This is a genomic window from Rhodococcus sp. MSC1_016, from assembly GCF_023667485.2.
GTDB classification, from domain to species: domain Bacteria; phylum Actinomycetota; class Actinomycetes; order Mycobacteriales; family Mycobacteriaceae; genus Rhodococcus_F; species Rhodococcus_F oxybenzonivorans.
In genome coordinates, this window is sequence record NZ_JAMOZI020000001.1 from 5,718,994 (window position 1) to 5,742,381 (window position 23,388).

At 65.5% G+C, this 23,388-nt stretch carries 22 protein-coding genes; 15 read left to right on the forward strand and 7 right to left on the reverse strand.

The window, feature by feature from the left end:
• Positions 1–84: 84 nt before the first annotated feature.
• Positions 85–396: a type II toxin-antitoxin system PemK/MazF family toxin gene (locus L1080_RS26715; protein ID WP_250773972.1), complete on the reverse strand. Its 312-nt coding sequence runs from the start codon at positions 394–396 to the stop codon at positions 85–87.
• 296 nt (positions 397–692) lie between these two features.
• Between L1080_RS26715 and L1080_RS26720 the strand changes: the two genes are divergently transcribed.
• Together L1080_RS26720 and pdxS are read left to right on the forward strand one after the other, a co-directional pair.
• Positions 693–2,240, forward strand: coding sequence for an amino acid permease (locus L1080_RS26720; protein WP_250773970.1), 1,548 nt, complete (start codon positions 693–695; stop codon positions 2,238–2,240).
• Entirely contained in the window at positions 2,237–3,127 is an 891-nt protein-coding gene (gene pdxS / locus L1080_RS26725) for a pyridoxal 5'-phosphate synthase lyase subunit PdxS (RefSeq protein ID WP_159926657.1), read from the forward strand. The genes L1080_RS26720 and pdxS overlap by 4 nt, the downstream gene beginning before the upstream one ends.
• Positions 3,128–3,150: 23 nt before the next feature.
• Here the strand turns inward: pdxS and L1080_RS26730 are convergent, their stop codons facing one another.
• Genes L1080_RS26730 through L1080_RS26745 form a run of 4 tightly spaced genes read right to left on the reverse strand, consistent with a single transcriptional unit; the run spans position 3,151 to position 7,416 of the window.
• Positions 3,151–3,843: a phosphonatase-like hydrolase gene (locus tag L1080_RS26730; protein WP_250773968.1), complete on the reverse strand. Its 693-nt coding sequence runs from the start codon at positions 3,841–3,843 to the stop codon at positions 3,151–3,153.
• Between the two features lie 43 nt (positions 3,844–3,886).
• Complete coding sequence (locus tag L1080_RS26735; protein WP_250773966.1) at positions 3,887–5,593, reverse strand: cobaltochelatase CobT-related protein; 1,707 nt, start codon at positions 5,591–5,593, stop codon at positions 3,887–3,889.
• A gap of 10 nt (positions 5,594–5,603) precedes the next feature.
• Positions 5,604–6,572, reverse strand: coding sequence for an AAA family ATPase (locus L1080_RS26740; RefSeq protein ID WP_250773963.1), 969 nt, complete (start codon positions 6,570–6,572; stop codon positions 5,604–5,606).
• A 10-nt stretch (positions 6,573–6,582) separates the two neighbouring features.
• Positions 6,583–7,416, reverse strand: a complete 834-nt coding sequence (locus L1080_RS26745; RefSeq protein ID WP_109334702.1) for an IclR family transcriptional regulator — start codon at positions 7,414–7,416, stop codon at positions 6,583–6,585.
• A gap of 199 nt (positions 7,417–7,615) precedes the next feature.
• Between L1080_RS26745 and xsc the strand changes: the two genes are divergently transcribed.
• Positions 7,616–9,424 (forward strand): sulfoacetaldehyde acetyltransferase, encoded by a 1,809-nt coding sequence (gene xsc / locus L1080_RS26750; protein ID WP_109334701.1) that lies wholly within the window; start codon positions 7,616–7,618, stop codon positions 9,422–9,424.
• 157 nt (positions 9,425–9,581) lie between these two features.
• Positions 9,582–10,337 (forward strand): sulfite exporter TauE/SafE family protein, encoded by a 756-nt coding sequence (locus tag L1080_RS26755; RefSeq protein ID WP_213575486.1) that lies wholly within the window; start codon positions 9,582–9,584, stop codon positions 10,335–10,337.
• Here the strand turns inward: L1080_RS26755 and L1080_RS26760 are convergent.
• A complete protein-coding gene (locus L1080_RS26760; protein WP_250773961.1) occupies positions 10,287–11,513 on the reverse strand; it encodes a PucR family transcriptional regulator in 1,227 nt (408 codons plus the stop codon). The genes L1080_RS26755 and L1080_RS26760 overlap by 51 nt on opposite strands.
• A 179-nt stretch (positions 11,514–11,692) precedes the next feature.
• On the opposite strand from L1080_RS26760, the gene L1080_RS26765 reads away from it, so the two are divergent.
• The 11 genes from L1080_RS26765 (at position 11,693) to L1080_RS26815 (ending at position 22,588) form a co-directional block, all read left to right on the forward strand.
• Positions 11,693–11,950, forward strand: a complete 258-nt coding sequence (locus L1080_RS26765; protein ID WP_250773959.1) for a DUF3311 domain-containing protein — start codon at positions 11,693–11,695, stop codon at positions 11,948–11,950.
• Positions 11,947–13,443, forward strand: coding sequence for a sodium:solute symporter family protein (locus L1080_RS26770; protein WP_159926646.1), 1,497 nt, complete (start codon positions 11,947–11,949; stop codon positions 13,441–13,443). The genes L1080_RS26765 and L1080_RS26770 overlap by 4 nt, the downstream gene beginning before the upstream one ends.
• Positions 13,443–15,047: an amidohydrolase gene (locus L1080_RS26775; RefSeq protein WP_250773957.1), complete on the forward strand. Its 1,605-nt coding sequence runs from the start codon at positions 13,443–13,445 to the stop codon at positions 15,045–15,047. Before L1080_RS26770 ends, L1080_RS26775 begins: the two co-directional genes overlap by 1 nt.
• Positions 15,048–15,417: 370 nt before the next feature.
• Positions 15,418–15,951, forward strand: coding sequence for a flavin reductase family protein (locus L1080_RS26780; protein ID WP_250773955.1), 534 nt, complete (start codon positions 15,418–15,420; stop codon positions 15,949–15,951).
• Entirely contained in the window at positions 15,948–16,361 is a 414-nt protein-coding gene (locus L1080_RS26785) for a 2Fe-2S iron-sulfur cluster-binding protein (RefSeq protein ID WP_250773953.1), read from the forward strand. Before L1080_RS26780 ends, L1080_RS26785 begins: the two co-directional genes overlap by 4 nt.
• Entirely contained in the window at positions 16,352–17,266 is a 915-nt protein-coding gene (locus tag L1080_RS26790; protein WP_250773951.1) for a catechol 2,3-dioxygenase, read from the forward strand. The genes L1080_RS26785 and L1080_RS26790 overlap by 10 nt, the downstream gene beginning before the upstream one ends.
• Before the next feature lie 17 nt (positions 17,267–17,283).
• Entirely contained in the window at positions 17,284–18,099 is an 816-nt protein-coding gene (locus tag L1080_RS26795; protein WP_250773949.1) for an alpha/beta fold hydrolase, read from the forward strand.
• A gap of 60 nt (positions 18,100–18,159) precedes the next feature.
• Positions 18,160–19,272 carry an LLM class flavin-dependent oxidoreductase gene (locus L1080_RS26800; protein ID WP_250773947.1) on the forward strand — a complete coding sequence of 371 codons (1,113 nt, stop codon included), beginning with the start codon at positions 18,160–18,162 and terminating at the stop codon, positions 19,270–19,272.
• Between the two features lie 69 nt (positions 19,273–19,341).
• Complete coding sequence (ribB, locus tag L1080_RS26805) at positions 19,342–20,571, forward strand: 3,4-dihydroxy-2-butanone-4-phosphate synthase (protein WP_250773945.1); 1,230 nt, start codon at positions 19,342–19,344, stop codon at positions 20,569–20,571.
• Between the two features lie 29 nt (positions 20,572–20,600).
• Positions 20,601–21,449: an alpha/beta fold hydrolase gene (locus tag L1080_RS26810; protein WP_250773942.1), complete on the forward strand. Its 849-nt coding sequence runs from the start codon at positions 20,601–20,603 to the stop codon at positions 21,447–21,449.
• Between the two features lie 158 nt (positions 21,450–21,607).
• The gene (locus L1080_RS26815) at positions 21,608–22,588 is read left to right on the forward strand and encodes an AraC family transcriptional regulator (RefSeq protein ID WP_250773939.1); all 981 of its coding nucleotides are present in this window, start codon (positions 21,608–21,610) and stop codon (positions 22,586–22,588) included.
• Positions 22,589–23,200: 612 nt separating this feature from the next.
• On the opposite strand, the gene L1080_RS26820 is transcribed toward L1080_RS26815, so the two are convergent.
• Positions 23,201–23,356 carry a hypothetical protein gene (locus tag L1080_RS26820; RefSeq protein WP_250773937.1) on the reverse strand — a complete coding sequence of 52 codons (156 nt, stop codon included), beginning with the start codon at positions 23,354–23,356 and terminating at the stop codon, positions 23,201–23,203.
• Between the last annotated feature and the right edge of the window lie 32 nt (positions 23,357–23,388).

The following is a 23,388-nucleotide window of genomic DNA, read 5'->3' on the forward strand; positions in this document are numbered from 1 at the left end:
GTTTGACTTGAAGACCGACCGCCACAGCGAGCCTGTCGCCGGTAGACGATCCGCTTGCGACATCACGCCGTCGAGAGAGTCGGCTCAATCGGCAAGTCCTTGAAATACGAAAAGAGCACGGTCCAGCCGAACCAGATCGGCAGCGGCGAGTTGGCCGAGGCGTTCGTGCATATTCACCCGCGGCATCGTCGTGACCTTGTCGACCATGATCTGACTCGGCTTCTCGATCCCGGTCCTGTCGGTCGGCTCCACAGCGATCCGGGCAAATGGCGCCTCGACCGGATTGGTCGTTAGCGGGCACACCGTGACCGAAGCGGTTGCGTCAAACCGATCGTCCTGGACGATGACCACGGGTCTCTGGCGGTGCTCGCGTACCCGCTCTCGTGTGCTTGCCATGTGGCAATGTGACATGTAACGAGGTCGGTCGACAACGGTCGCGCGCCCGCTAACGGATCCGCTTACGCGATCGCCAACGTCTCAAAATGCTACTGGCGGCGAGATCTACACCAGGGCGCCTGGTCCCTTTCCTTCCCTCAGATCTGGTTCTGGGCGGTCTGCATCTCCGAGTCGTAATGTGAGGTGACTCCCGCAAAGGTGATGTGAGTCACACATACCAGGGTGTTCGATCCGCGCCGCTCACCGGCAGGACAGGCAGGGTGGCGCGGACTTCGCCGCCGCTATTTGGAGGAAACGTGGACAGTACCGTTCCTGAACACACCGACAACTCCGGTTTGGGCAAGGGGCTCAAACGCCGGCACATGAACCTGATCGCTCTCGGTGGCGTGATCGGCGCCGGCCTTTTCGTCGGCAGCGGTGTCGTCATCGGCGGTGCGGGCCCGGCCGCGATCATCTCCTTCCTCATTGCAGGCATCATCACGTTGCTGATCATGCGGATGCTGGCGGAGATGGCGGTAGCAAGGCCGGTGGTCGGGTCGTTCTACGTCTATGCCCGGCAGGCGCTCGGACGTCGCGCCGGGTTCGCGACGGGGTGGATGTACTGGTACTTCTTCGTCATCGTTGTTGCTGTCGAGGCCGTCGCCGGCGGCCGGATCTTGCAGCTCTGGCTGCCGATGATCCCGCTGTGGCTGCTGAGCCTCGGACTGATGCTGCTGCTCACGGCCACCAACATGGTCTCCGCCCGGTCCTACGGTGAGTTCGAATACTGGTTCTCGTCGATCAAGGTCGTAGCGATCGTCCTCTTCCTCGGAATGGGTGCCCTGTGGATCACCGGGCTGTGGCCGGACTCGACGCCGGGGCTCGGCAACCTCGTCGACCACGGTGGATTCACCCCGCTCGGCTGGGGCGCAGTCCTCGCCGCGGTCGTCCCCTGCGTCGCCTTCTACACCGGTGCAGAGATCGTGACGATCGCGGCCGCGGAGTCGGAGGAGCCGAAGCGGGCAGTGGCCCATGCCATGCGGTCGATCGTGGTGCGCATCGTGACCTTCTACGTCGGCTCCATTCTCGTCGTCGTCGCGATCCAGCCGTGGAACACCGAAAGCGTCGGTGTGAGCCCTTACGCCGCGGTGCTCGAGGTGCTCGGAATACCCGGCGTCGCCACGATCATGAACTTCATCGTCCTCACCGCGGTGCTCTCCTGCCTGAACTCCGCGCTGTACACGACATCGCGAATGTTGTTCGCGCTGACCCGCAACGGCGACGCACCGAAGTTCTTCACCAAGCTCTCCCACAACGGTGTGCCTCGTCGGGCGATCCTGCTCGGCACCACCGTCGGATACGTGTCGGTTGCCTGCACCTATGTGTGGGGTGACATCGTCTTCAGCTTCCTCGTCAACTCGTACGGCGCCGTCGCGCTCTTCGTGTACCTCCTGATCGCCATCTCCCAGGTGGTGCTCCGGCGCAGACTCGAGCGCGAAGATCCTGCCGCACTGCAACTCCGGATGTGGTTGTTCCCGTGGCTGAGTTACGCGACCATCGCCCTGATGGCCACCGTCATCCTCGCGATGGCTTTCCTGCCGACAACCCGCTCCCAGTTCCTCATGAGCGGACTGACGCTCCTCGCCATCCTGGTCACCTACGAAGTGCGGCGGTGGCTCGGCAAAGGCGGAACCGACGACGACGCGCTGTCCGGTGCTCCCCCTATCGGTTCGCAGGACGAGTCGGTCGCGGAGGCCGAGAAGCGCATCGAGGCGATCGAAACGCTGGGTGGCTCGGACCTCGAACTGCTGGCCGCGGCACAACAGGATCCACACACCGATCGTCATCAGAGGAGAGAGTCATGAGCGCATCCACCACCGGCACTGCGCGCGTCAAGCGGGGTATGGCCGAGATGTTGAAGGGTGGGGTCATCATGGACGTCGTCACCCCCGAGCAGGCGAAGATCGCCGAGGACGCCGGCGCGGTCGCGGTGATGGCGCTCGAGCGGGTGCCTGCGGACATCCGCGCGCAGGGTGGGGTGTCGCGGATGAGTGATCCGGACATGATCGACGGCATCATCTCCGCGGTCTCGATCCCGGTGATGGCCAAGGCCCGGATCGGGCACTTCGTCGAGGCGCAGATCCTGCAGTCCCTGGGGGTCGACTATGTCGACGAGTCCGAGGTCCTGACCCCGGCCGACTACGCGAACCACATCGACAAGTGGAAGTTCACCGTCCCGTTCGTGTGTGGTGCGACCAACCTGGGTGAGGCGTTGCGGCGGATCACCGAGGGTGCGGCGATGATTCGGTCGAAGGGTGAGGCCGGTACCGGCGATGTGTCGAATGCCACCACGCATATGCGGACCATCGGTGGGGAGATTCGCCGGTTGACGTCGCTGAGCGAGGACGAGTTGTATGTGGCGGCGAAGGAGCTGCAGGCGCCGTACGACCTGGTGGTCGAGGTGGCGAAGGCCGGGAAGTTGCCGGTCACCATGTTCACCGCCGGTGGCATCGCGACCCCGGCGGATGCGGCGATGATGATGCAGCTCGGCGCGGAGGGTGTGTTCGTCGGGTCGGGGATCTTCAAGTCCGGTAACCCGGCGGAGCGGGCCGCGGCGATCGTGAAGGCCACCACGTTCTTCGACGACCCGGACGTGCTCGCGAAGGTCTCTCGTGGGCTGGGTGAGGCGATGGTCGGGATCAACGTCGACGACATCCCGGTTCCGCACCGCCTCGCCGAACGTGGCTGGTGAGGTACCGAACCCACAGTCGTCGTTCAGCCCAGCAGTCCGGGGATGTCCGCAGCGCTGTCCAGGATGTGCGTGTGGGGCTCGAGCCTCAGCGTCGCCGCGTCGTGCGCGCCGGTCAAAACACCCAAGACGTATCGTGCCCCGGCGTTCGTCCCGGCGCGGAGATCGTTCGGAGTGTCCCCACCCACCAGCACCTCGTCGACGCTCTGCACTCCGGCGAGTTCCATGGCGCGGAAGATGAGATACGGCGACGGCCTGCTCATCCGCACCTGATCGCTCGTGATCACCCCGTCGATGTCCCGCCCGATCTCCCACCCGACCTGCTCCAGTAGTGGTTCCGCGATCTTGCGTGAGTAGCCGGTCTGGAGAACGACCTTGATGCCGCGCTGCCGCAACGTACCGAAGGCGTCGTGAACCCCGGGCAGTGCGGTGGGCGGAGTCTTGCGGTACGCAGCCAGAAGCATTGCGGTGAAATCGGATTCGACGGCGTCCAGTACCGTCTTCCCGGCGGGGACGCCGCTCTCCCGCAGCAGGCCCTCGATGGCCTGCCGTTTGCCGGTGCCCTTCCACCGGTCGAACCGGTCGTCCGGAATCGGTTTGCCGAGGTGCTTTTCGACGGTGTCGCGTAACGCGACGTACACGGCGCCGCCTTCGTCGACGCTCGTCCCGGCGATGTCCAGAGTGACCAGAGTGACCAGAGAGACTCCGGGTTCGGTCATGAGTGTGTCCCCTCGCTGTTGCGCTACTGGCAGGTGATGGCTGTCAGTGGGCGATCATCGACAGGACGTCGGCAATGACGTCGCTGTTGGTACCGCACGACAGATCGAGCGTCCGGCAGCGGTCGTAGTACGGGCTCAGGTCCAGCCCGACGCCCAGTCCGTACACCTCGACGGCCCGCTCGTCCTCGTGTCGCTCGACCACGTCCTGCAGGTGGTGGTCCAGGTAGAACTCGTCGTTGGCCAGCGCGGTGGCGCCGTCCAGGGGGCTTCCGTCCGAGATTACGAACAGGAGCCTCCGGCCCTGGGTGCCCCGCAACCGGGAGCACGCCCAGTCGACGGCCTCACCGTCGACGCCCTCTTTGAACAAATCGTTCTTCAACAGTCCCGCGATCTCGGGTCGGGCTCGGCGCCAGGAGGTTTCGGCGTCCTTGAACACCAGCTGCCGCACCTCGTTGAGCCGTCCCGGGTTTCGCGGACGGCCGGACCGGAGCCAGTCTCGGCGAGCTCGGCCCCCGTTCCATGCGGCGGTCGTGAACCCCAGGATCTCGCAGCGGGCGTCGGCCAGTTCGAGTGCCCGGGCGAATACGTCGACCAAGACCGCGACCGGTTCGCCGAACTCCTTCATCGAACCGGAGCAGTCGATGAGGAAGGTCACCGTCGTGTCGGTGTGCGGCTCGGTGCGTTCGGCCCGGAAGAGTCTGCGCTCGGTGGGCGAGGTGACGAGCTGGGCGAGCCACCGACCGTCGAGGTATCCCTCTTCCCGGCCGCCGTCCCATCCGTCGGGGACCGGTTCCGCGAGCACGGCTTTCAGCTGCCGTCCGAGTTTCCGGACGTTGAGGTGCTGCAGGTCGATGACGAGGTCGAGTCGCCGGCGGTACTCCTGGAGCAACTCCGGCCGGACGAGGGACGCGATCTGCCGGGTCTCGTCGTAGGCGCGGGTGAACACGCGGTATCCGTCTTCGCCCTCCCCCAGCGCACGACTGCGTCCCGACACCGCGGCCTGGAAGGTCTCGTCGTCTTCGGGGTCGAAGTCGAACAGGAGGGAGAACGCCGTCCGGCCGTCACTCCGGTCGTCGGCCGAGACGTCCGTGTCGGTGGGTGACTCCAGGTGACGGCCGATCAGCTCGGCGACGGCCTGCGCGTGGATCCCGAAGTCGTTTTGCGAGAACCGGGTTCGACGCAACCATGGGAGGTGGGCGCCGAGAACGGAGGCGAGAGCGAACCGGGTCGATTCGATCAGGTCCTCGGTGGCCTCGGGTATCGGTTCGGCGGTGATCCGGGCCCGGCACATCTGTGTCACCGTGAACAACAGCATTCCGTGCACCGTCTCGGTCAGACCGGACGTCACGTAGTCCTGCGACCACTGCGTGAAGCGGTGGGAGAGGTTGGCGCGCACGCCGCTCCACGCGTCGGCGGCCAGCGACTCGACGCGGAACTGTTCCAGAATCTCGAAGACCAGCCGACCCGCCGTGTCGTCCGGGCACAGGCTGCGGTGCAGTACGGGATCGGTGTGGAGGAGGCGCGACGCCATGCCATCCGCCGCGCCGCGGAATGACGTGAAGTCGGCGTCGTCGACCGACGGGTGCAGGTGCGGGGCGGGCATCGGCACGCGCCGATGTCCACGATGGAGTTCCGGTCCGCGGAAGTGCAGTTCGCCCTCGCCCGCGAGGGCGCGGATCGCGGCGGCACAGAGTTCGTGAACCTCCTGCTGACGGCGGACCGAGGTGGGGCGCACGGACAGTTCTGTCATGACTGTCCGCTCAGGCCGTGCTCGCCGCGAGCATCGACGACCGCTCCAGTTCCGAGTCGAAGCACCGCTGGAAGTACTCGGCGACGACGGGCCGCTCGGCCTCGTCGCACTTGTTGACGAACGACAGCCGGAATGCGAGCGCCGGGTCGTGGAAGATCTCGATGTTCTCGGCCCAGGTGATCACCGTGCGCGGCGACATCAGCGTCGACAGGTCGCCGACGCGAAATCCGCTCCGGGTCAGATTGGCCACGGCGACCATCGACCCGATGAGCTCACGGCTCAGCGACGGCACTCGTGCGGACACGATCTCGATTTCCTGTTCCGCGGGCAGGTGATCGAGTGTCGCGACGATGTTCCAGCGATCGATCTGCGCGTGATTGAGTCGCTGCACCCCGTGATACAACCCGTTGAGATTGCCCAGGCCGACGGTGTTGGCGGTGGCGAACAACCGGAAGGCCGGATGCGGAGACAGCACGCGGTTCTGATCGAGCAGGGTCAGTTTTCCGTCGCGCTCGAGGAGGCGCTGAATGACGAACATGACATCGGGACGGCCGGCGTCGTACTCGTCGAGGATCAGCGCGACGGGCCGCTGCAGTGCCCAGGGCAGAATGCCTTCCTGGAATTCGGTGACCTGCTTGCCTTCTCGGAGGACGACCGCGTCCTTGCCGATCAGGTCCAGCCGGCTGAGATGTCCGTCGAGATTGACCCGCACGCACGGCCAGTTCAGCCGAGCCGCGACCTGCTCGATGTGTGTGGACTTGCCGGTGCCGTGCAGTCCCTGGACCATCACCCGGCGGTTGCGGTCGAATCCGGCGAGCAGGGCGGTCGTCACCGCGTGATCGAACCGGTACGCGGGGTCGATGTCGGGGACATGGTCGACGGGTTCGCGGAAGGCACGCACCGTCAGGTCGGTGTCGAGTCCGAACAACTCGCGCGCGGACACCACGTGGCTGGGGGCCGCAGTGGTCATTTCGGGCATGCGCCCTCCTTCAGTTCAGGTCTGTCACTTCGGTCTCCGTGACCTCGTTCTCGATCTCGCCGATGGCGTCGGCTGCCCGCCGTAACGCAGGAAGGAGCTTGAGCGCCTTGTCGGGAGTGAGTCGCATGACCGGGGCCTGGACCGCGATGCAGAGATTGGAATTGCCTGTGGCGCAGGGGACGAGCACCGCGGCGCAGACGAGTCCGGGGAGGAACTCTTCGTCGTCGATGGCGTAGCCGTCGCGGCGGACCTGCTTGAGTTCGGTCTCGATCAGTTCGATGTCGGTGACGGTCTTGTTGGTGTAGCGCTCGAGCGGCATCCGCCCGAGGAGTCGCCGGCGTTGGGCGGGGCTGAGCTGCGACAGGATCATCTTGCCGCTGGCCGAGCAGTGCGCGGGCACCCGCGAACCCGCATGGAGTGTAAACCGAAGGGGCTCCGAGGTTTCCACTCGGTCGAGATACACCACTTCGCTACCCGACAGGGTGGTCACGTTGCAGCTCTCGCCGAGTTCCGCGACCAGGTTTCGGAGGATGGCGTGTCGCGCACCGTGGTGGGTGTCGTTGAGCAGCAGATTCTCGGCGAAGCGACGCAGGCGCACGCCGGTGCCGTAATGCCTGCCGTTGTTCTGCCGGGTGAGGAGTCCGGCGCCCTCGAGCTGCTGGAGCATCCGGTGCAAGGTCGGCTTGGCCATGCCCGTCTCCTCGACGAGCCCCTGCAACGTGAACAGCTGGTCCTTGGACGCGATCATCTCGAGCAGCGCGAACAGGCGGAGCGTCGGCGTGTCTCCGGGTAGCTCCGTTGTCGGGTGTCCGTTCGACTCGTCGATCCGGTGAATCTCACCCACGGTTCCTCCTAGGCCCAGACGGCGACGCCTTCACGTCGTGTATCGAAAAATCATACATCCCGTTCCAGTTTTAGGAACATTCATTGACGAAGTGTGTGACGTGGCCTACTGTTCCAACACATCACAAAATCACGAACGAAATGTTCCGATTTTTGACATTCTCTGCCGTTTCCGGCGCACCCCTGAAGGAGGATCACGCATGAGCAAGAAGAAGAACGGTGCCGATCGCACCGCTGTCTCCGGTGTACAGAAGATGACACCGTCGGAGGCGTTCGTCGAGACCATGGTCGCGAACGGTGTGACGGACATGTTCGGCATCATGGGTTCGGCCTTCATGGATGCGATGGACATTTTCGCGCCCGCCGGGATCCGGCTCGTCCCGGTGGTGCACGAGCAGGGTGCGGGCCACATGGCGGATGGATATGCCCGGGTCAGCGGGCGGCACGGCATGGTGATCGGCCAGAACGGGCCGGGAATCAGTAACTGTGTCACGGCGATCGCCGCCGCATTCTGGGCGCACAGCCCCGTCGTCATCGTCACCCCCGAGGCCGGCACCATGGGCACGGGCCTGGGCGGTTTCCAGGAAGCCAACCAGCTGCCGATGTTCCAGGAATTCACCAAGTACCAGGGCCACGTCAACAACCCCAAGCGCATGGCCGAGTTTACCGGCCGCTGCTTCGACCGCGCGATGTCCGAGATGGGTCCGACGCAGCTCAACATCCCGCGCGACTTCTTCTACGGCGAGATCGAGACCGAGATCCCGCAGCCCACCCGGCTCGACCGTGGTCCCGGCGGCGAAAAGAGCCTGAACGAGGCTGCAGAACTGCTCGCCCAGGCCGAATTCCCGGTGATCGTGTCCGGTGGCGGTGTAGTGATGGCCGACGGCGTCGAGGAGTGCAAGGCCCTCGCCGAGCGTCTCGGCGCCCCCGTCGTCAACAGCTACCTGCACAACGACTCGTTTCCCGCCAGCCACCCGCTGTGGACCGGACCGCTGGGCTACCAGGGTTCCAAGGCCGCGATGAAGCTGATCAGCCAGGCCGACGTGGTGCTCGCCCTCGGCACCCGTCTCGGCCCCTTCGGCACGCTGCCGCAGCACGGCATGGACTACTGGCCCAAGAACGCGAAGATCATCCAGATCGATGCGGACCACAAGATGCTCGGCCTGGTGAAGAAGGTGTCGGTCGGAATCTGTGGCGACGCGAAGGCTGCCGCCGTCGCACTCACCGAACGCCTCGAGGGCAAGGCCCTCGCGTGCGACGCCAATCGGGCGGCACGCAGCGAGAAGATCGACGCCGAGAAAGCCGCGTGGGAGAAGGAACTCGACGAGTGGACGCATGAGCGCGATCCGTTCAGCCTCGACATGATCGCCGAACAGGAAGGCGAGGAGGGCAACTGGCTGCACCCCCGCCAGGTGCTGCGTGAGCTGGAGAAGGCGATGCCGGAAGACGTGATGGTCTCCACCGACATCGGCAACATCAACTCCGTCGCCAACAGCTACCTCCGGTTCGAGAAGCCGCGCAGCTTCCTGGCTCCGATGAGCTTCGGTAACTGCGGATACGCGTTGCCCACCATCATCGGCGCGAAGGCGGCGGCACCGGAACGGCCCGCCATCGCATACGCGGGCGACGGCGCCTGGGGGATGAGCCTGGGCGAAGTCATGACGGCTGTCCGGCACGACATCCCGGTCACCGCCGTCGTATTCCACAACCGGCAGTGGGGTGCGGAGAAGAAGAACCAGGTCGACTTCTACAACCGCCGCTTCGTCGCCGGTGAACTCGAGAGCGAGTCCTTCGCCGGAATCGCACAGGCGATGGGCGCCGAAGGCATCGTCGTCGACAAGCTCGAAGAGGTCGGCCCCGCACTGCAGCGCGCGGTCGCCGCACAGATGAACGAGGGCAAGACGACGGTCATCGAGATCATGTGCACCCGCGAACTCGGCGATCCCTTCCGCCGCGACGCGCTGTCGAAGCCGGTTCGCCTGCTCGACAAGTACAAGGACTACGTGTAGTCCGCTTTTCCCACCACGTAGCCCCCGGCGCCGACGCCGGGGGCTACGTCCCGTGCTCTTCTGGTACCGACGACCGGGCGCCGTCTGGATCTGTCGCTTCACCGCCGCGACCCCCACACTTCTGACGGAGACAACGGCGAACGGAAGCGGTGTGGGTATGGCGGCAACGGTGTGGGATCTGTCGCTGCCCGCCCTCCTCCTTGCGCTCGGCATCGTGGTGGCCGGCGGCGTCGTCCGCGGTTTCGGTGGCTTCGGTGGTGCGATGGTGTGGGTGGCGGGACTCGTCGTCCTGCTCCCGCCGACGTCGGTGATCCCCACCGTGTTCGTCCTCGAGGTCGTCGCGAGTGCAGCGATGCTGCCCCAGGTGTGGCGGCAAGTGCACTGGAAGTCGTTGCGCTGGTTGTTCGTTGGCACCCTGATCGGCATGCCGCTCGGGATGTGGGCGCTTACACAGCTGTCCGGTGACCTGGTGCGGGTGCTCCTGGGTGTGGCGATCATCGGCTCCGCCGTCGCGATGGCCGCCGTCCCCGACCGCCAGTCACTGCCCGGCCCCGGTGCGACGACCGTGACGGGCGTGGCGTCCGGCCTCCTCAACGGCGGCTTCGCCCTCGGTGGTCCACCCGCCGTCCTGATGTATTTTTCCGCGTCCTCCCACGTGGCCGCCGGGCGTGCCTCGCTCGTCGTGTTCTTCCTCGTCATCGACGCGTTCGGCGCCGCCGGCTCGGCTGCCGGTGGTCTCCTCACGGTTCCCGTCCTGGCGCAGATCGCCTTGTTCACGCCGCTCTGCATGTTCGGCGCCGCCGCGGGAAAATGGTTGTTCGACCGCACCACCGCCCAGCAGGTCCGCCAACGGGTGCTGTGGCTACTCGGCTTCCTCGGCGCCGCCGTCCTCGTGCAGGTGGCGTTGCGCTGATCGTATTTCCCAGGAATTCGAATTGCCCGAATCATGCTGGAACAGTCTCAGGCTCAACACCGACCGCTGCAGGCCGTCGAGAGTCCGAGGATCCCAGCCGGTCAGCTGTTGCCAGCGATCCAGCCGGTAGGTGATCGAGTTGGCATGCAGATGAATGTCCCGCCCGGCCGCACTGATGGAGAACCCGTTACGGGCGAACGCCAAGACCGCCTCGACGAGGTGCGGATGGTCCGCGGCGACGGTGACACCGGGCTCCAGCAGCGTGGCGAGTTCGTCGCGATGGTCGGCCAGGGTGGCGGCAACCCACTCGTCGGCGAAACGGACCACCTCGCCGGTAGGCGAGGCCAGATGCAGGACCCGGCGCGCGTCCGTGATGCTCATCGCCGCGCCGGCCAGGCCGGCGCGGGCCAATCCGATTCCGACCGTGGTGCCCGGGTGGCCGAGCCGGACCTCCCGGATGATGTCATCAACCGGTGCGCGCTGGCTCAGGGCGATGATGACGGCGCCGTGCCCACTGCATTGAGTCGTCCCCGGGATCGTGTCCAAGATGCGTTGCAGCCGTTCGAGCTGCGCTTCCGACCACTCCTCCGCGCCGACGCACACCGCTTGGAACTCGTGCTGCGGTGTGAACCCCAGCGCCTCCGCCAGCTCTCGCACATCACGGCGGTCACCGTCGACCGACCTCGCGAGGGCCTCGAAGAACCGATATCGCACCCCCGCGCGGATGGCCTGTTCGCTTCGGGTTGCGTCGGTGTGTCCGACGGCGACCGCACTGGTGGCGGTGTGGACGAGATCCCACATCATGCCGCCTGCGCGCAGCAGGTCGGTGGTCGGCTCAGCGGCCCTGGCCACCATCGTGTTCCACAATTCGCGGGATGCGATGTGGTACGTCTCGATGACGTCGGACAGTGGCAATCCCTGCATTGCACGGCGTCGGCCGAGCTGCCGCGAACGCTCGAGGACGTCGTCGGCGAGGGGTTGGCTCTCCGCGAGTGCGTGCAGCGTCGCGACGAGCTGTCGGCTGATGTATCCGCGCTGCTCGTCGATCGGAACGGCGGCGTACGACTGCAACTCGGCGCGGATCTGACCCACCGCCCGGTCGGTCACCAACTCGATCTCCTCCGAGACCTGCCGGCACAACCGCTGAATCGTGTCTTCACCCACGGACTCGGGCACCCTCTCCCTCGTTTTCCGCACTCCCGTGAAATTCACGAACCGTCTCGGCGTTTTCCGGGATTCGCCCATGGCTCGAAGGGAGTGATTCAGACCACACTAGTGCCAGAGTGCACGTCGACCGGCACCGGACCCAACCCGGGACGCCGGTGGACGCAGTCGGAATAGGAGACAAAACAATCATGTCCAACGAGGCAAAAAGCGCCTTACTCGCGATAGGTGTCCCGTTCGCCGGGGTCCTCGGCGGCATCGTCGCCCTGGCCGGATCCACGGCCACGGTCTTCGGAGTCCCCATCCTGTTCGCGTGGTTGTTCCTGTGGATGCCGCTCACGTCGCTGTGCCTCCATCTTTCCTGGAAGCTATTCGACCGCAAGGACTTCGAAGCTGCCGAGCGTGCCGAATCGGCCGCTGCGGGTGCTGGGAGCGGAGCACAGTCATGACCGCGGCCTTCTTCACCCTCGTGCTCCTCCTCGCCCTCGGGGCAGGCGTGCTGTCGCGGCGCGGCAGCAAGAAGGAGATCTCCGACTACCTCGTGGGTGGCCGGTCGTTCGGTCCGCTGCTGGTCTTCATCCTGGGAGCGGGCGAGGCCTACAGCATCGGGACCCTGATCGGATTCCCCGGCGGCGTGTACGCGCACGGGGCGAGCTACGGCGTCTGGTTCATCGGGTACATCCTGCTGGCCTACCCGATCGGGTACTTCTTCGCGCCCTACCTCTGGCGTGCCGGCAAGAGATACGGCGCCATGACGTTGCCCGATGTCGCCGGACGCCATTTCCGTTCGCGCGGGTTGGAATTGACGATTGCCATCGCGTCGGTGGTATTCCTCATTCCGTGGGGCCAGCTTCAGCTTGCCGGACTGCAGATCGCGCTGACTGGTCTGGGTATCTCCATCGACCCGACCGTCGCGGTATTCGCGGGCGCAGCCCTCGCGCTGTTGTTCCTCATGCTGTCCGGGGTGCGCGCCCCCGCATTCGTGTCCTATGTCAAGGACACCGCCCTGCTGCTCGGCGCCGTCCTGATCGGACTCGCGGCAGTGATCGAGACCGGCGGGACCGAGAAGCTGTTCGCCGCAGCGGCAGCCAGTGGTGGCGGCTCGGCCTCACACTCCACGGTCACCGGGTCGTCACTGACCTTCGTCCTGACGACGATCGTGTTCCAATCGGTCGGGTTCTTCATCTTCCCGATCATCGTGCAGGCCGTGCTCGCGGCGAAGTCCGAGGCGACGATCAAGCGGGTCGCCAAGTTCAATCCTCTGTACATGCTCATGTATCCGTTCCTCGTCGCTGCCGCCTTCGGGGCGATCACGCTGCTGCCGACCAAGCTCGAGGGAACGGAATCCGACCAGGTGCTCCTGCAGTTGTCGCGACAGCTGCTGCCCGACTGGCTGACCGGTGTCGTTGCCGGCGGCGCGGCCCTCTGCGCGATCGTGGTGCTGTGCGGGGCTGCTCTCGGAATCGGTGCGATCGTGTCCCGCAACATCATTCCGGGGATCCCGGAATCTCGCCAGCGAATCTGGGTGCGAGGAGTGGTCGTGGCGTACCTCGCGATCTCGCTCCTGCTCACCCTCGCGACACCTCAGCTCCTGCTGACCCTGGTCAACACCGCGTACTACGGTGTCACACAGGCCGCTGTGGTCTTCGCGACGATGGTCTTCGGATGGAAATTGCGCCCTTCCGCACTCGCCATGGGCGTGGTGCTCGGCGACATCGTGGTGCTGTGGCTGTATCTCGACAAGCACGGCCCCGTGTCCGCATGGCTCGCCGAGCACGGCGTCAACATCGGTGCGGCCGCCCTGGTCCTCAACATCCTTTTCGTGGTGTCGACGCGGGTGTTCTGGCCACCCACCGATCCGATCCGCGGCCTTCGCGCCGACGGCCGGATGCCGAACGCCGCCGTGGGAACCCCGGCTGCACGCAGCGAGGTGGGTGCCTGATGTCCAGGACACTGCTCACCGCCGATTCGATTCACACCCAGGACCCGTCGTCGCCGACGGTCGAAGCGCTGGTCACCGACGGCACCGACGTGGTCGCCACCGGCACCAGGAAGGACATGGCCGACTACGCAGGAATAGGGGCCCGCCGCATCGACTTGCCCGGTGCCACGGTGATCCCGGGACTCATCGAATCGCACATCCACCCCACCTACGCCGGCCTCACCGACGGCTGGGCCGACTGCCGGACACCACCGTGCCGGTCGATTGCCGACATCCAGCAGGCTTTGCGTGCCGCGGCGACCGGCAGCGGATGGATCAGGGGGTGGGGTTACGACGACACCCAGATCGCCGAGGGACGGCATCCGACCCGGACGGATCTCGACGCCGTCAGCACCGATCGGCCGGTCATCGTGCTGCACATCTGCGGTCACTTCGCCGTTGCCAACACCGCCGCGCTCGCGGCCGCAGGCATCGACGAATCCACGGTGTCGGTGGACGACCCGCTGTTCCCTCGCGGCGCCGACGGTCGACTCACCGGGATGGCGTGGGAAATCGATGCGGTGTCGAGGGTCACCGCGGCGGTTCCCGCGTTGACCGAGCAGGAGGTGAACGGTGCCCTGCTTCGCAGCCTGCGGTCGGCGCGGTCGCGAGGTATCACCACGATCCACGATCTCGGCGTGGGTCTCTCGGCCGGTGAGCAGGAGCTGACCGCCTACCGCTCGCTGGACGCGTCGGGTGAGCTACCGGTGCACGTCGTCGGCTTCCTACGCGGCGATATGGCGCTCGAGGCCCTCGACGACCGGGGAGTCACGTTCGAGCATGCACCCGCGGCCGGCGCGCGCTTCCGGCTGGCCGGCGCGAAGTTCTGGGCCGACGGATCGATCCAGGGGCTGTCCGCCGCACTCCGCACGCCGTACGCGTGCGACCCCAGCCATCACGGTGACCTGCTCTACCCGCAGGAGCAGCTCGACGAAATGATTGTGCGGGTCCATCGTGCGGGTGGCCAGGTCGCCGTGCACGCGAACGGCGATGCGGCGGTCGGTGCCGCGATCACCTCGCTGAGGAGAGCGCAAGCCACAGACGGCAGGACGGGACGCCACCGCATCGAACACTGCCAGGTGAGTGCACCGAGCGATTTGGCCGCGATCCGGGAAGCCGAACTCGGGGTGAGCTTCTTCGTCAACCACGTCTTCTACTGGGGCGATCGGCACCGCGACCGGTTCCTCGGTGCCGAGCGCGCAGCCGAGATGGATCCCCTCGCCTGCGCCGACGAACTGGGGCTGCGATTCGGACTGCATTCGGACTGCCCGATCACCCCGATGGATCCGCTCGCGACCATCAGGACCGCGGTCACCAGGATGACGAGAGGCGGCACGGTGCTCGGCGGAAACCAGCGGATCGGAGTGGATCGCGCGATCCGGGCTATGACCATCGACAGCGCGTACCTGGTGCACGACGAGACCCGTGTCGGCACTTTGACGGCGGGCCGTCGTGCGGACCTGGTGGCGCTCGACGGCAGCCTCGGGGATCTCGCGACCGGCACCACCGAAATACCCCGTCCCACAATGGTCATGATCGACGGAGAATCGGTGGGCGTGAGCTGACCCCATCAGCTGAAGCGGAACCGGTGACCCGCCCTCGCTGAACAGGCGAGGGCGGGTTCCCGCTATCGGCGGAACTCCGGGTGAGCTCCCGGAGGCAATGGACGGCGGCTGGGCGGGCGGAAGTGAAGTACGACGGATGCCGCGGCCGCATCGCGTTCGACGGCGAGGTCGTGGCCCTTGCCCAGGGGCGACCGACGTCGCGTATGTCGTGAGGCTCAATCTGGCGCCTGAGTGACCTACGACATACCTCTTGCGCTTTTTGGATCACGCTCGCGTTTTCCGGATCAGAGTGCCCCTTCATCCTCCATAACCTTCTGTTCACATCACCGACCGATTCGGTCGAACAGCAGGTCAGGAGGACGTGATGAGCATGAGCACCACACCGGTCATCGGGAATCCCCCCACCGGGGACACACCGAAAATCAGCGCCGAAGACTACCGAGAGGCACTGAGCCGCTTCCCGTCCGGAGTGACGGTAGTAGTTACCGAGGACCACACCGGCACCCCGCGTGGTTTCACTGCAAGCGCGTTCACCGCCGTCTCGCAGGATCCACCCCTGGTTCTGGTGTGCCTGACGAAGTCAGCTGACTCCTACCCCGCGTTTACCGCGGCGGAGAAGTTCGCGATCCACTTCGCCGCAGATGAGAACACCCCGGTGGCCACGCGTTTCGCAACTAAGGGCGCCGACAAGTTCGCCGGCGACGACTTCGACGAGCATCCTGATGGACTTCCGGCCCTGCGTGGTGCCGTAGCCCGATTGTCGTGCTCGATGCACGCCCAGCACGACGGCGGCGACCACGAGATTCTCGTCGGCCGGGTAGAGAGCGTCCATCTCGGCGAGACGGAGACACCGGCGGTGTATCACGCGCGGCGTTTCCACACCCTCGCTCCACTCGGCGGATGAGCGCACACACCGACGGTCCTCGGACGGTGACGATACGCCCGGACGGCGTTGAAATCGTTGCCCGAGAAAGGGAGACGATCGTCGACGCACTGCGCCGACAGGGTCTGCGCACCCGGTACAAGTGCCGTCGCGGCGGGTGCGGAGCGTGTCGAGCGATCCTGGTCGAGGGTGAGGTCATCTACCCGAAACCGGTCAGCGAGAAAGTGATCGAGGGTCCCAGGCCGAGACCGGACGTCCGCAACTGTCTTCCATGCCGAGCCACCCCGGTGACCGATCTAGTGATCGAACTCGGACCACGCGATCGGATCGTCAACGTCCTCACCGGCCTCGATACCGCACGACCGAACACCATCACCGCACGCCAAACACCATCCACCTCTTCCACGAGAAAGGAGCAGTCATGTCCGTGATGCGCCTGGGATATGTCCACATCAATGTCACCGATCTGGACGAAGCCCGCGACCACTACATCGACACGCTCGGCATGGACGCCGTCCACCAGGACGACGGAACCGTATATCTAAAGTCCTGGGACGAAGCCGATCACCATTCCGTCGTCCTCCATGAAGGCGGGGTCGGTCTGGTCAAGCTCGGCTACAAGGTGACCGACGAACAGTCACTCGACGACATCGAGAACCGTGTACGAGCATTCGGCGCCACCTGTGAGCGGATGAGCAAGGGCGACAACCTGTCCGTCGGCGACGGCCTCCGCGTCACCCTGCCCTCGGAACACGTCCTCGAGCTGTACAGCGACATCGAGTATCTCGGTACCGCGACCGGTCTGTGGAATCCGGATCCGTGGCCGCGGCAGGGGCTGCGCGGCATCGGCGTCCCCCGTCTGGATCACACGCTGATCACCACCGAGGACCCGGTCCTGCTGGAAAGATTCTTCTCCGAGGTCCTCGACTTCCAGGCCGCCGAGCGGCTCGTCGGCGGCGAGGACAACACGGACCTGGTCGGCTCGTGGATGTTCTGCGGCGAGCAGCCTCACGACATCGCGTTCGTCAAGGGAGAGAACGGCAAACTGCACCACTTCGCCTACCACATCGCGGACTGGTCGGCGCTGCTGCACGCCGGCGACGTCTTCTCGATGCGGGATGTGCCGATCGACTTCGGTCCCGCCCGCCACGGCATCACCCGAGGGGAAACGATCTACTTCTTCGATCCGGCCGGCAACCGCAACGAGGTCTTCGCCGGCGGTTACCGCACCGGCAAGGACTTTCGCACGATCACCTGGACCATGGACCAGGCCGCGCGCGGAATCAACTTCACCCACCGGGAACTCGACCAGGACTTCCTCACCGTCGTCACCTAACTCAGGAAGACGTTCTCATGGCAACTGTCACCTTGGCCAACGGTCTCACCATCGGCTACGCCGAACAAGGCACCGGGATCCCCGTCGTCCTGCTCCCCGGCTCCGCGGTCGATCACACGATCTTCGTCCCCGGCGGCCAATTCGAGTCACTGGCACAGCATTTCCGGGTCATCGCCCTGGACTGGCGCGGCACCGGCGAATCCACCCGGGACGAGGCCCCGTACACCGCCGCGGACCTCGAGGCCGACGTTCTCGGTGTCCTCGACGCCCTCGACATCGACAGAGCGCACCTGGTCGGCATGTCGCAAGGGTCGACGATCGCGCAGCGGATCGCCGCGCACCATCCCGACCAGGTCGACCGCGTCGTGCTCTACAGCACCTGGGGACACACCGACAGCTACCTGCAGGGCATGTTCACCTTCTGGGAACACCTGTACCGCACCGCCGACCCGCAAGCCTACGGCGAGGCGACGCTGTGGTTCTTGCTCTCCCGGGAATTCCTCAACGCCGACCCGGCCGCGGTCGAGGCCATCGCCAAGGCCTCGTTCGCGTCCGACAGCGCGGCCACCCGCCACGCCCAAATCCAGGCCGCCCGCATCAACGCCGCACACGACAACCGGGACCTGCTGGCCCGGATCACCGCACCCACCCTGGTGGTCGCCGGGGACCAGGACCGCACCATCCCGGCCGTGTACTCCGTGCAGGTCGCCCGCACCATTCCCGGCGCCGAGATACGAGTGCTCGACGGGCCCGGCGCCAGTCACGCACTGTTCCTCGAACGCGCCGAAGAAGTCAACGAAGCCACCGTGTCGTTCTTGCGCGCGGACAACTGAACATCCACCCGCCATCACCCACGCTCATTCACTGAGCCACACCCCTTCGGAGGAAACATCATGGTCAAATCTTGGGCATTCGACATCTTCAACTACCCCTACGACACCCGCCCCGAGAAGTTTGATCCCACGGCAGCGCAGGAGCTCTACGACTGGCACCTCGAGTCCTGGGTCAAGGCCGAAGAACAAGGTTACGAGGGTGTGCTGTTCAGCGAACACCATTTCACCGCTTACAACATCACCCCGTCCCCGAACCTGTTGGTCGCCGCCCTGGCGCAGCGCACCACCACCCTGCGGATGGGTGTCATGGGTTCGATCCTGCCGTTCCACAACCCGCGCAGGGTCGCCGAAGAGGCGGCCATGCTCGACTACCTCACTCACGGGCGCCTCGAAGTCGGCCTCGGGCGTGGGGTCGACGAGCAGGAGTTCGCCAAGGAAAAGATCCGGATGGAAGACACCCGCGAGTACTTCCTCGAATCCCTCGACCTGATCGAAAAGGCTTGGCGGAATCCCACTTTCACTCACCACGGCCGGTTCTTTCACTACGACGACACGGCGATCTACCCGCGACCCCTGCAGGAGCCCACTCCGCCGGTGTGGATGCTCTCGCTCAGCCCGTCGACCCTGCAGATGGCCGGACAACGCGGCTACAAGGCCACCTCGGCATTCATGCCGGTCGGCCCCACCGCCGAGGCGTTCGACACCTTCCGGGCCGCCGCCCACGAGGCCGGACAGCCCTTCGGCCCGGACCAGGTCGGTGTGCTGCGCCCGACCTTCGTCGCCGAGACGGACGAGGAAGCCCGCCGGATCGGTGAACCGGCGCTGAACCACCTGTTCGGCCTGTTCAAGGAGGCCGCGGTATTCGAGGACCTCGACAACGTCCCCGAGGGCTACGAGTTCTACAGTTCGTTCTTCCGCCCCTTCGTCGGCGACGACGAGATCAGCTGGGACGGGCTGCGTGACGCCGGAGTGATCCTGGTCGGCTCTCCGGAATCGGTGCGGGAACAGGTGATCGAGCAGGCCAAGGCGCTGAACTGCGGCAACTTCTTCATCTGGCACAGCTTCGGCACCCTGACCAAGGAACAGACCTTCCGCTCCTACGAGCTCTACGCCGAGACTGTCATCCCGGCCCTGCGTGAGCTCGACCTCGAGACCACCGCCGTCGGCGCGTGATCCACCGGTGGAGCCGGGCGACCCCCGGCTCCACCGCTCCCACCGCTTCCCCTTCCCGAAGAAGAGGCCATGATGAACAAGTCACCCATCGACGAAGTGCTGCGCACCGTCGCGGCCGGCGGAATCGTCGCCGTCGTCGACGACGAGAACCGTGAGAACGAAGGCGACCTCATCATGGCCGCACAGTTCGCCACCCCCGAGAAGGTCGCCTTCTTCCTCGAATACACCTCCGGGTTCCTGTGCACCGCGATCACCGACGAGGCCGCCGACCGGCTCGAGCTGCCACTGATGGTCGAGAAGAACACCGAAAGCCACCAGACCGCGTTCCTGGTCAGCGTGGACTATCGCCGCGGCACCTCGACCGGGATCAGCGCCGGCGATCGCGCCGCGACCATCAGGGCCCTCGCCCGCACCGACACTGAACCCGACGATCTCGCCCGACCCGGTCACGTCCTGCCGCTGCGGGCCCGGCCAGGCGGCATCCTCGAGCGGCCCGGACACACCGAGGCCGGCGTGGATTTGTGCCGGCTCGCCGGCCTCGAACCCGCCGCGCTGCTGTGTGAACTGGTCACCGCCGACCGGCTGGAGATGATGCGACGCCCGCAGATCGAGGCCTTCGCTGAGGCACACCAGATCCCGGTGTGCACGATCGAAGACCTGGCACGGTACCGACGCGACGCAAGTGCCCTCACCCGCACCGGGCAAGCCCGCATCCCCACCCAGTACGGCACCTTCGAGGCAATCGCCTACCAGCAGGGCGACGGACCCGAGCACCTGGCCCTGGTCATGGGCGACCCATCGGTGGCCACGCACCCGCAGGTGCGGGTGCACAGCGAATGCTTGACCGGAGACGTGGTCGGATCGCTGGTGTGTGACTGCGGACCACAATTCGACCTCGCCCTCGAGTCGATCGCCCGCGCCGGATCCGGGGTGTTGATCTACCTGCGCGGCCATGAAGGGCGGGGCATCGGGCTCGGTCACAAACTGCAGGCCTACCGGCTCCAGCAGCAGGACTGCCTCGACACCGTCGACGCGAATCTGCGGCTCGGACTACCGGTCGACAGTCGCGACTACCGCGTCGCGGCCGACATACTCCGCGACCTCGGGATCGACTCGATCGAGCTGCTCACCAACAACCCGGACAAGATCGCGCACCTCGAACGCCACGGAGTGACCGTCTCCACCCGACGCCACCACGAAACCCACGCCACCGACCACAACGTGCGCTACCTGATGACCAAACGCGACCGGATGGGACACCTCCTGTCCCCGACGATCGACCTGAATCCATTGCCCTAGAAAGGGCTTTCCATTCACACGGAGACACCATGACGACCACTACGGAACGCAGTCCCGAGATCGCTCTGACCATCGACGTCAACGGGATCGCCACGAACTACCACGACGAAGGCGACGGACACCCGGTCGTGTTGATCCACGGTTCCGGTCCGGGCGTGACCGCGTGGGCGAACTGGCGGGCCACCATCCCCGCCCTGGCCACCCAGTTCCGGGTTATCGCGCCGGACATTCTGGGCTTCGGCTACACCGAGCGCCCCGACGGCGTGGAATACAACTCCACCACCTGGACCGAGCACCTCGTCGGCTTCCTCGACGCCCTCGGCCTCGACAAGGTCTCGATCGTCGGTAACAGCTTCGGTGGCTCCCTCGCCCTCAACATCGCCACTCGCCATCCCGAGCGGGTAGACCGATTGGTGCTGATGGGCAGTGTCGGAGTCCCATTCGAGATCACCGAGGGCCTCGACGCGGTGTGGGGTTTCGAACCGTCCCTGCTTGCGATGCGGAGGCTGCTCGACGTCTTCGCGTACGACCGGTCCCTGGTCAATGACGAACTCGCCGAACTACGCCTCGCTGCGGCCACCCGCCCCGGAGTCCAGGAAGCGTTCAGCGCCATGTTCCCCGCACCACGACAACAGGGCGTCGACGCCATGACCGTCGACGAAGATCACATCGCCGCACTGACCAACGACACGCTGATCATCCACGGCCGCGACGACCAGGTCATCCCACTGTCGAACTCCCTACGGCTGCTCGAACTGATCGAGCGGTCCCAACTGCACGTATTCGGCCGGTGCGGGCACTGGGTGCAAATCGAACACGCCGCCCGGTTCAGCTCCCTGGTCGCCGACTTCCTCAGCGAGGGCGAACACAAGCAATGATCACACCAGGAACCGTGCCGGACGAGCCCGCCGGCGCTCTGCACACCCAGCTGACCTGAAGGCCGTCCCAGCCGACGAGCGCGTTGTCAGCTTCACCGAGTCGGCCGGGACGGGCCTACTACACTCTTCACGAGGGCATTCCCGCAGAGGACGCAGACATGGCCGAGAAGAACATCACCGCAGCGGATGTGTTCCACAGCACCGACCGCGACGAGGCGCAAAGCCGAATCTCCGCCGTCTTCAGTCCGCACGTGCTCGACGTCATCGACAAGAGCTGCGACCTCAACGTCCGCCTGAGTACCACCGTTCTGCCGGTGATCACCTTGGGCTATCTGCGCCACGGTGCCGAGGTGATCGTCCAGCCCGGCCGACTCGGCAGTTATTACCACGTCAACGTTCCCATGTCCGGACACACCCGATCCACCCGCGGTGACGAGGAGGTCATCACCGGTGAGAACATCGCGGCGGTGCTGCTGCCGACCGAGAGGTCAGCGATGCTGTGGAGCCGCGACTGCGAACAACTCACCGTGAAGATCAACCGCACCGCCGTCGAGAACCGCCTCGCCGAGGCACTCGGTCACCCGATGGACGCACCCCTACGCTTCGACCTCGCGATGGACCTGACCTCCGGTCCGGCCAAGAGCTGGGTACGTACCATCAGATCCTTACTCGACGCCCTCCGCGACGATCCGACCTTGATCGGACAGGAGTTGATCACCACTCATTTCGAGAACCTGATCATCTCGCAGCTGCTTCACGCCCAACCCCACAACTACTCCGAAGAGTTGCTCACCAAGCACACTCTCACCCGGCCTCGGACCATCAAACGGGTCACCGATCTCATCGAAGGCAGCCCGGAAGCACCCCACACCGCAGCCACCCTCGCCGACGCCGCCGGGGTCAGTCTGCGCACCCTGCAGGACAGTTTCCAGGAACAGCTGGGGATTACACCGATGGCTTACCTCCGGCAAGTACGACTGGCCCGCGCCCACGATGACCTGGTGACAACCGATCCCGCTCAAGGACTGTCCGTCCGCGACATCGCATACAAATGGGGTTTCAACCACGTGCCCCGATTCGCAGCCGCCTACCGTGAGCGTTACGGCGTCCTGCCCTCGGAAACCTTGCGCAAGGTGTGACCCACAGCGGCGGACGTCGCCCCAGAATCTCGTTCACACTCCGACCACTGACCCTCTGAGGAAATCGGCAAACAACCATGCCCCATACCCGGTGCGGCAGCGGGCGTGGAATCGCCAGTGCCCATGCGGTTTTATCAGTAGGACGGGTCCGATGGGCGCACCGTTGATCCAGACGTATTCTTCGCACCCGACAACGAACACTACGGTATCTGCAGCGCCCGCTCGGCTGTCACACTGCCGACTTACGCCGAGCAAACCAATGAACGTTACGGCGTAGGGGGCGGAACATCCGAGCACGACCGCCACACGGCACCCGGAATCCCCGATTGAACGGACTCTCTTCTGGCACCGACTCTGCCGACAGGGCAATTTCGCGTCGTTCACTCGTACCCGGCCAGCGCTGCAAAACGCGGTCACTCATTCAATGAGCCGATTTCGGCGAGCGAGGGTGACCCCTATCCCTTCGGCTGCTGCGCGAGTAGACGCGGCATGGGTGTCGGGACAACTTGGTACCGAACCTCGGCCTATTGAGCCGTGGCACGGCAAGGTCGCATGGCGGGTCACCCACATGATCGGCGTGGACGTCAGCATTTCTCGAGGCCGGACTCTTCACTACTTTCCGCCGAGGATTTGAATGCCCAGGCCAGCCGCTCCGGACTTCGGGAAGGCGGATCGGTCAACCACCGTGAGCTTCGCGGCCGCGGCCTCGAGACTGGTCTGCAGTCGCTCGACCTCACCGAACCAACGCAAGTTGCGCAGCGATGTCATGCAGGTGTGCGGCCGAGGGCGCGGGTGTTGTT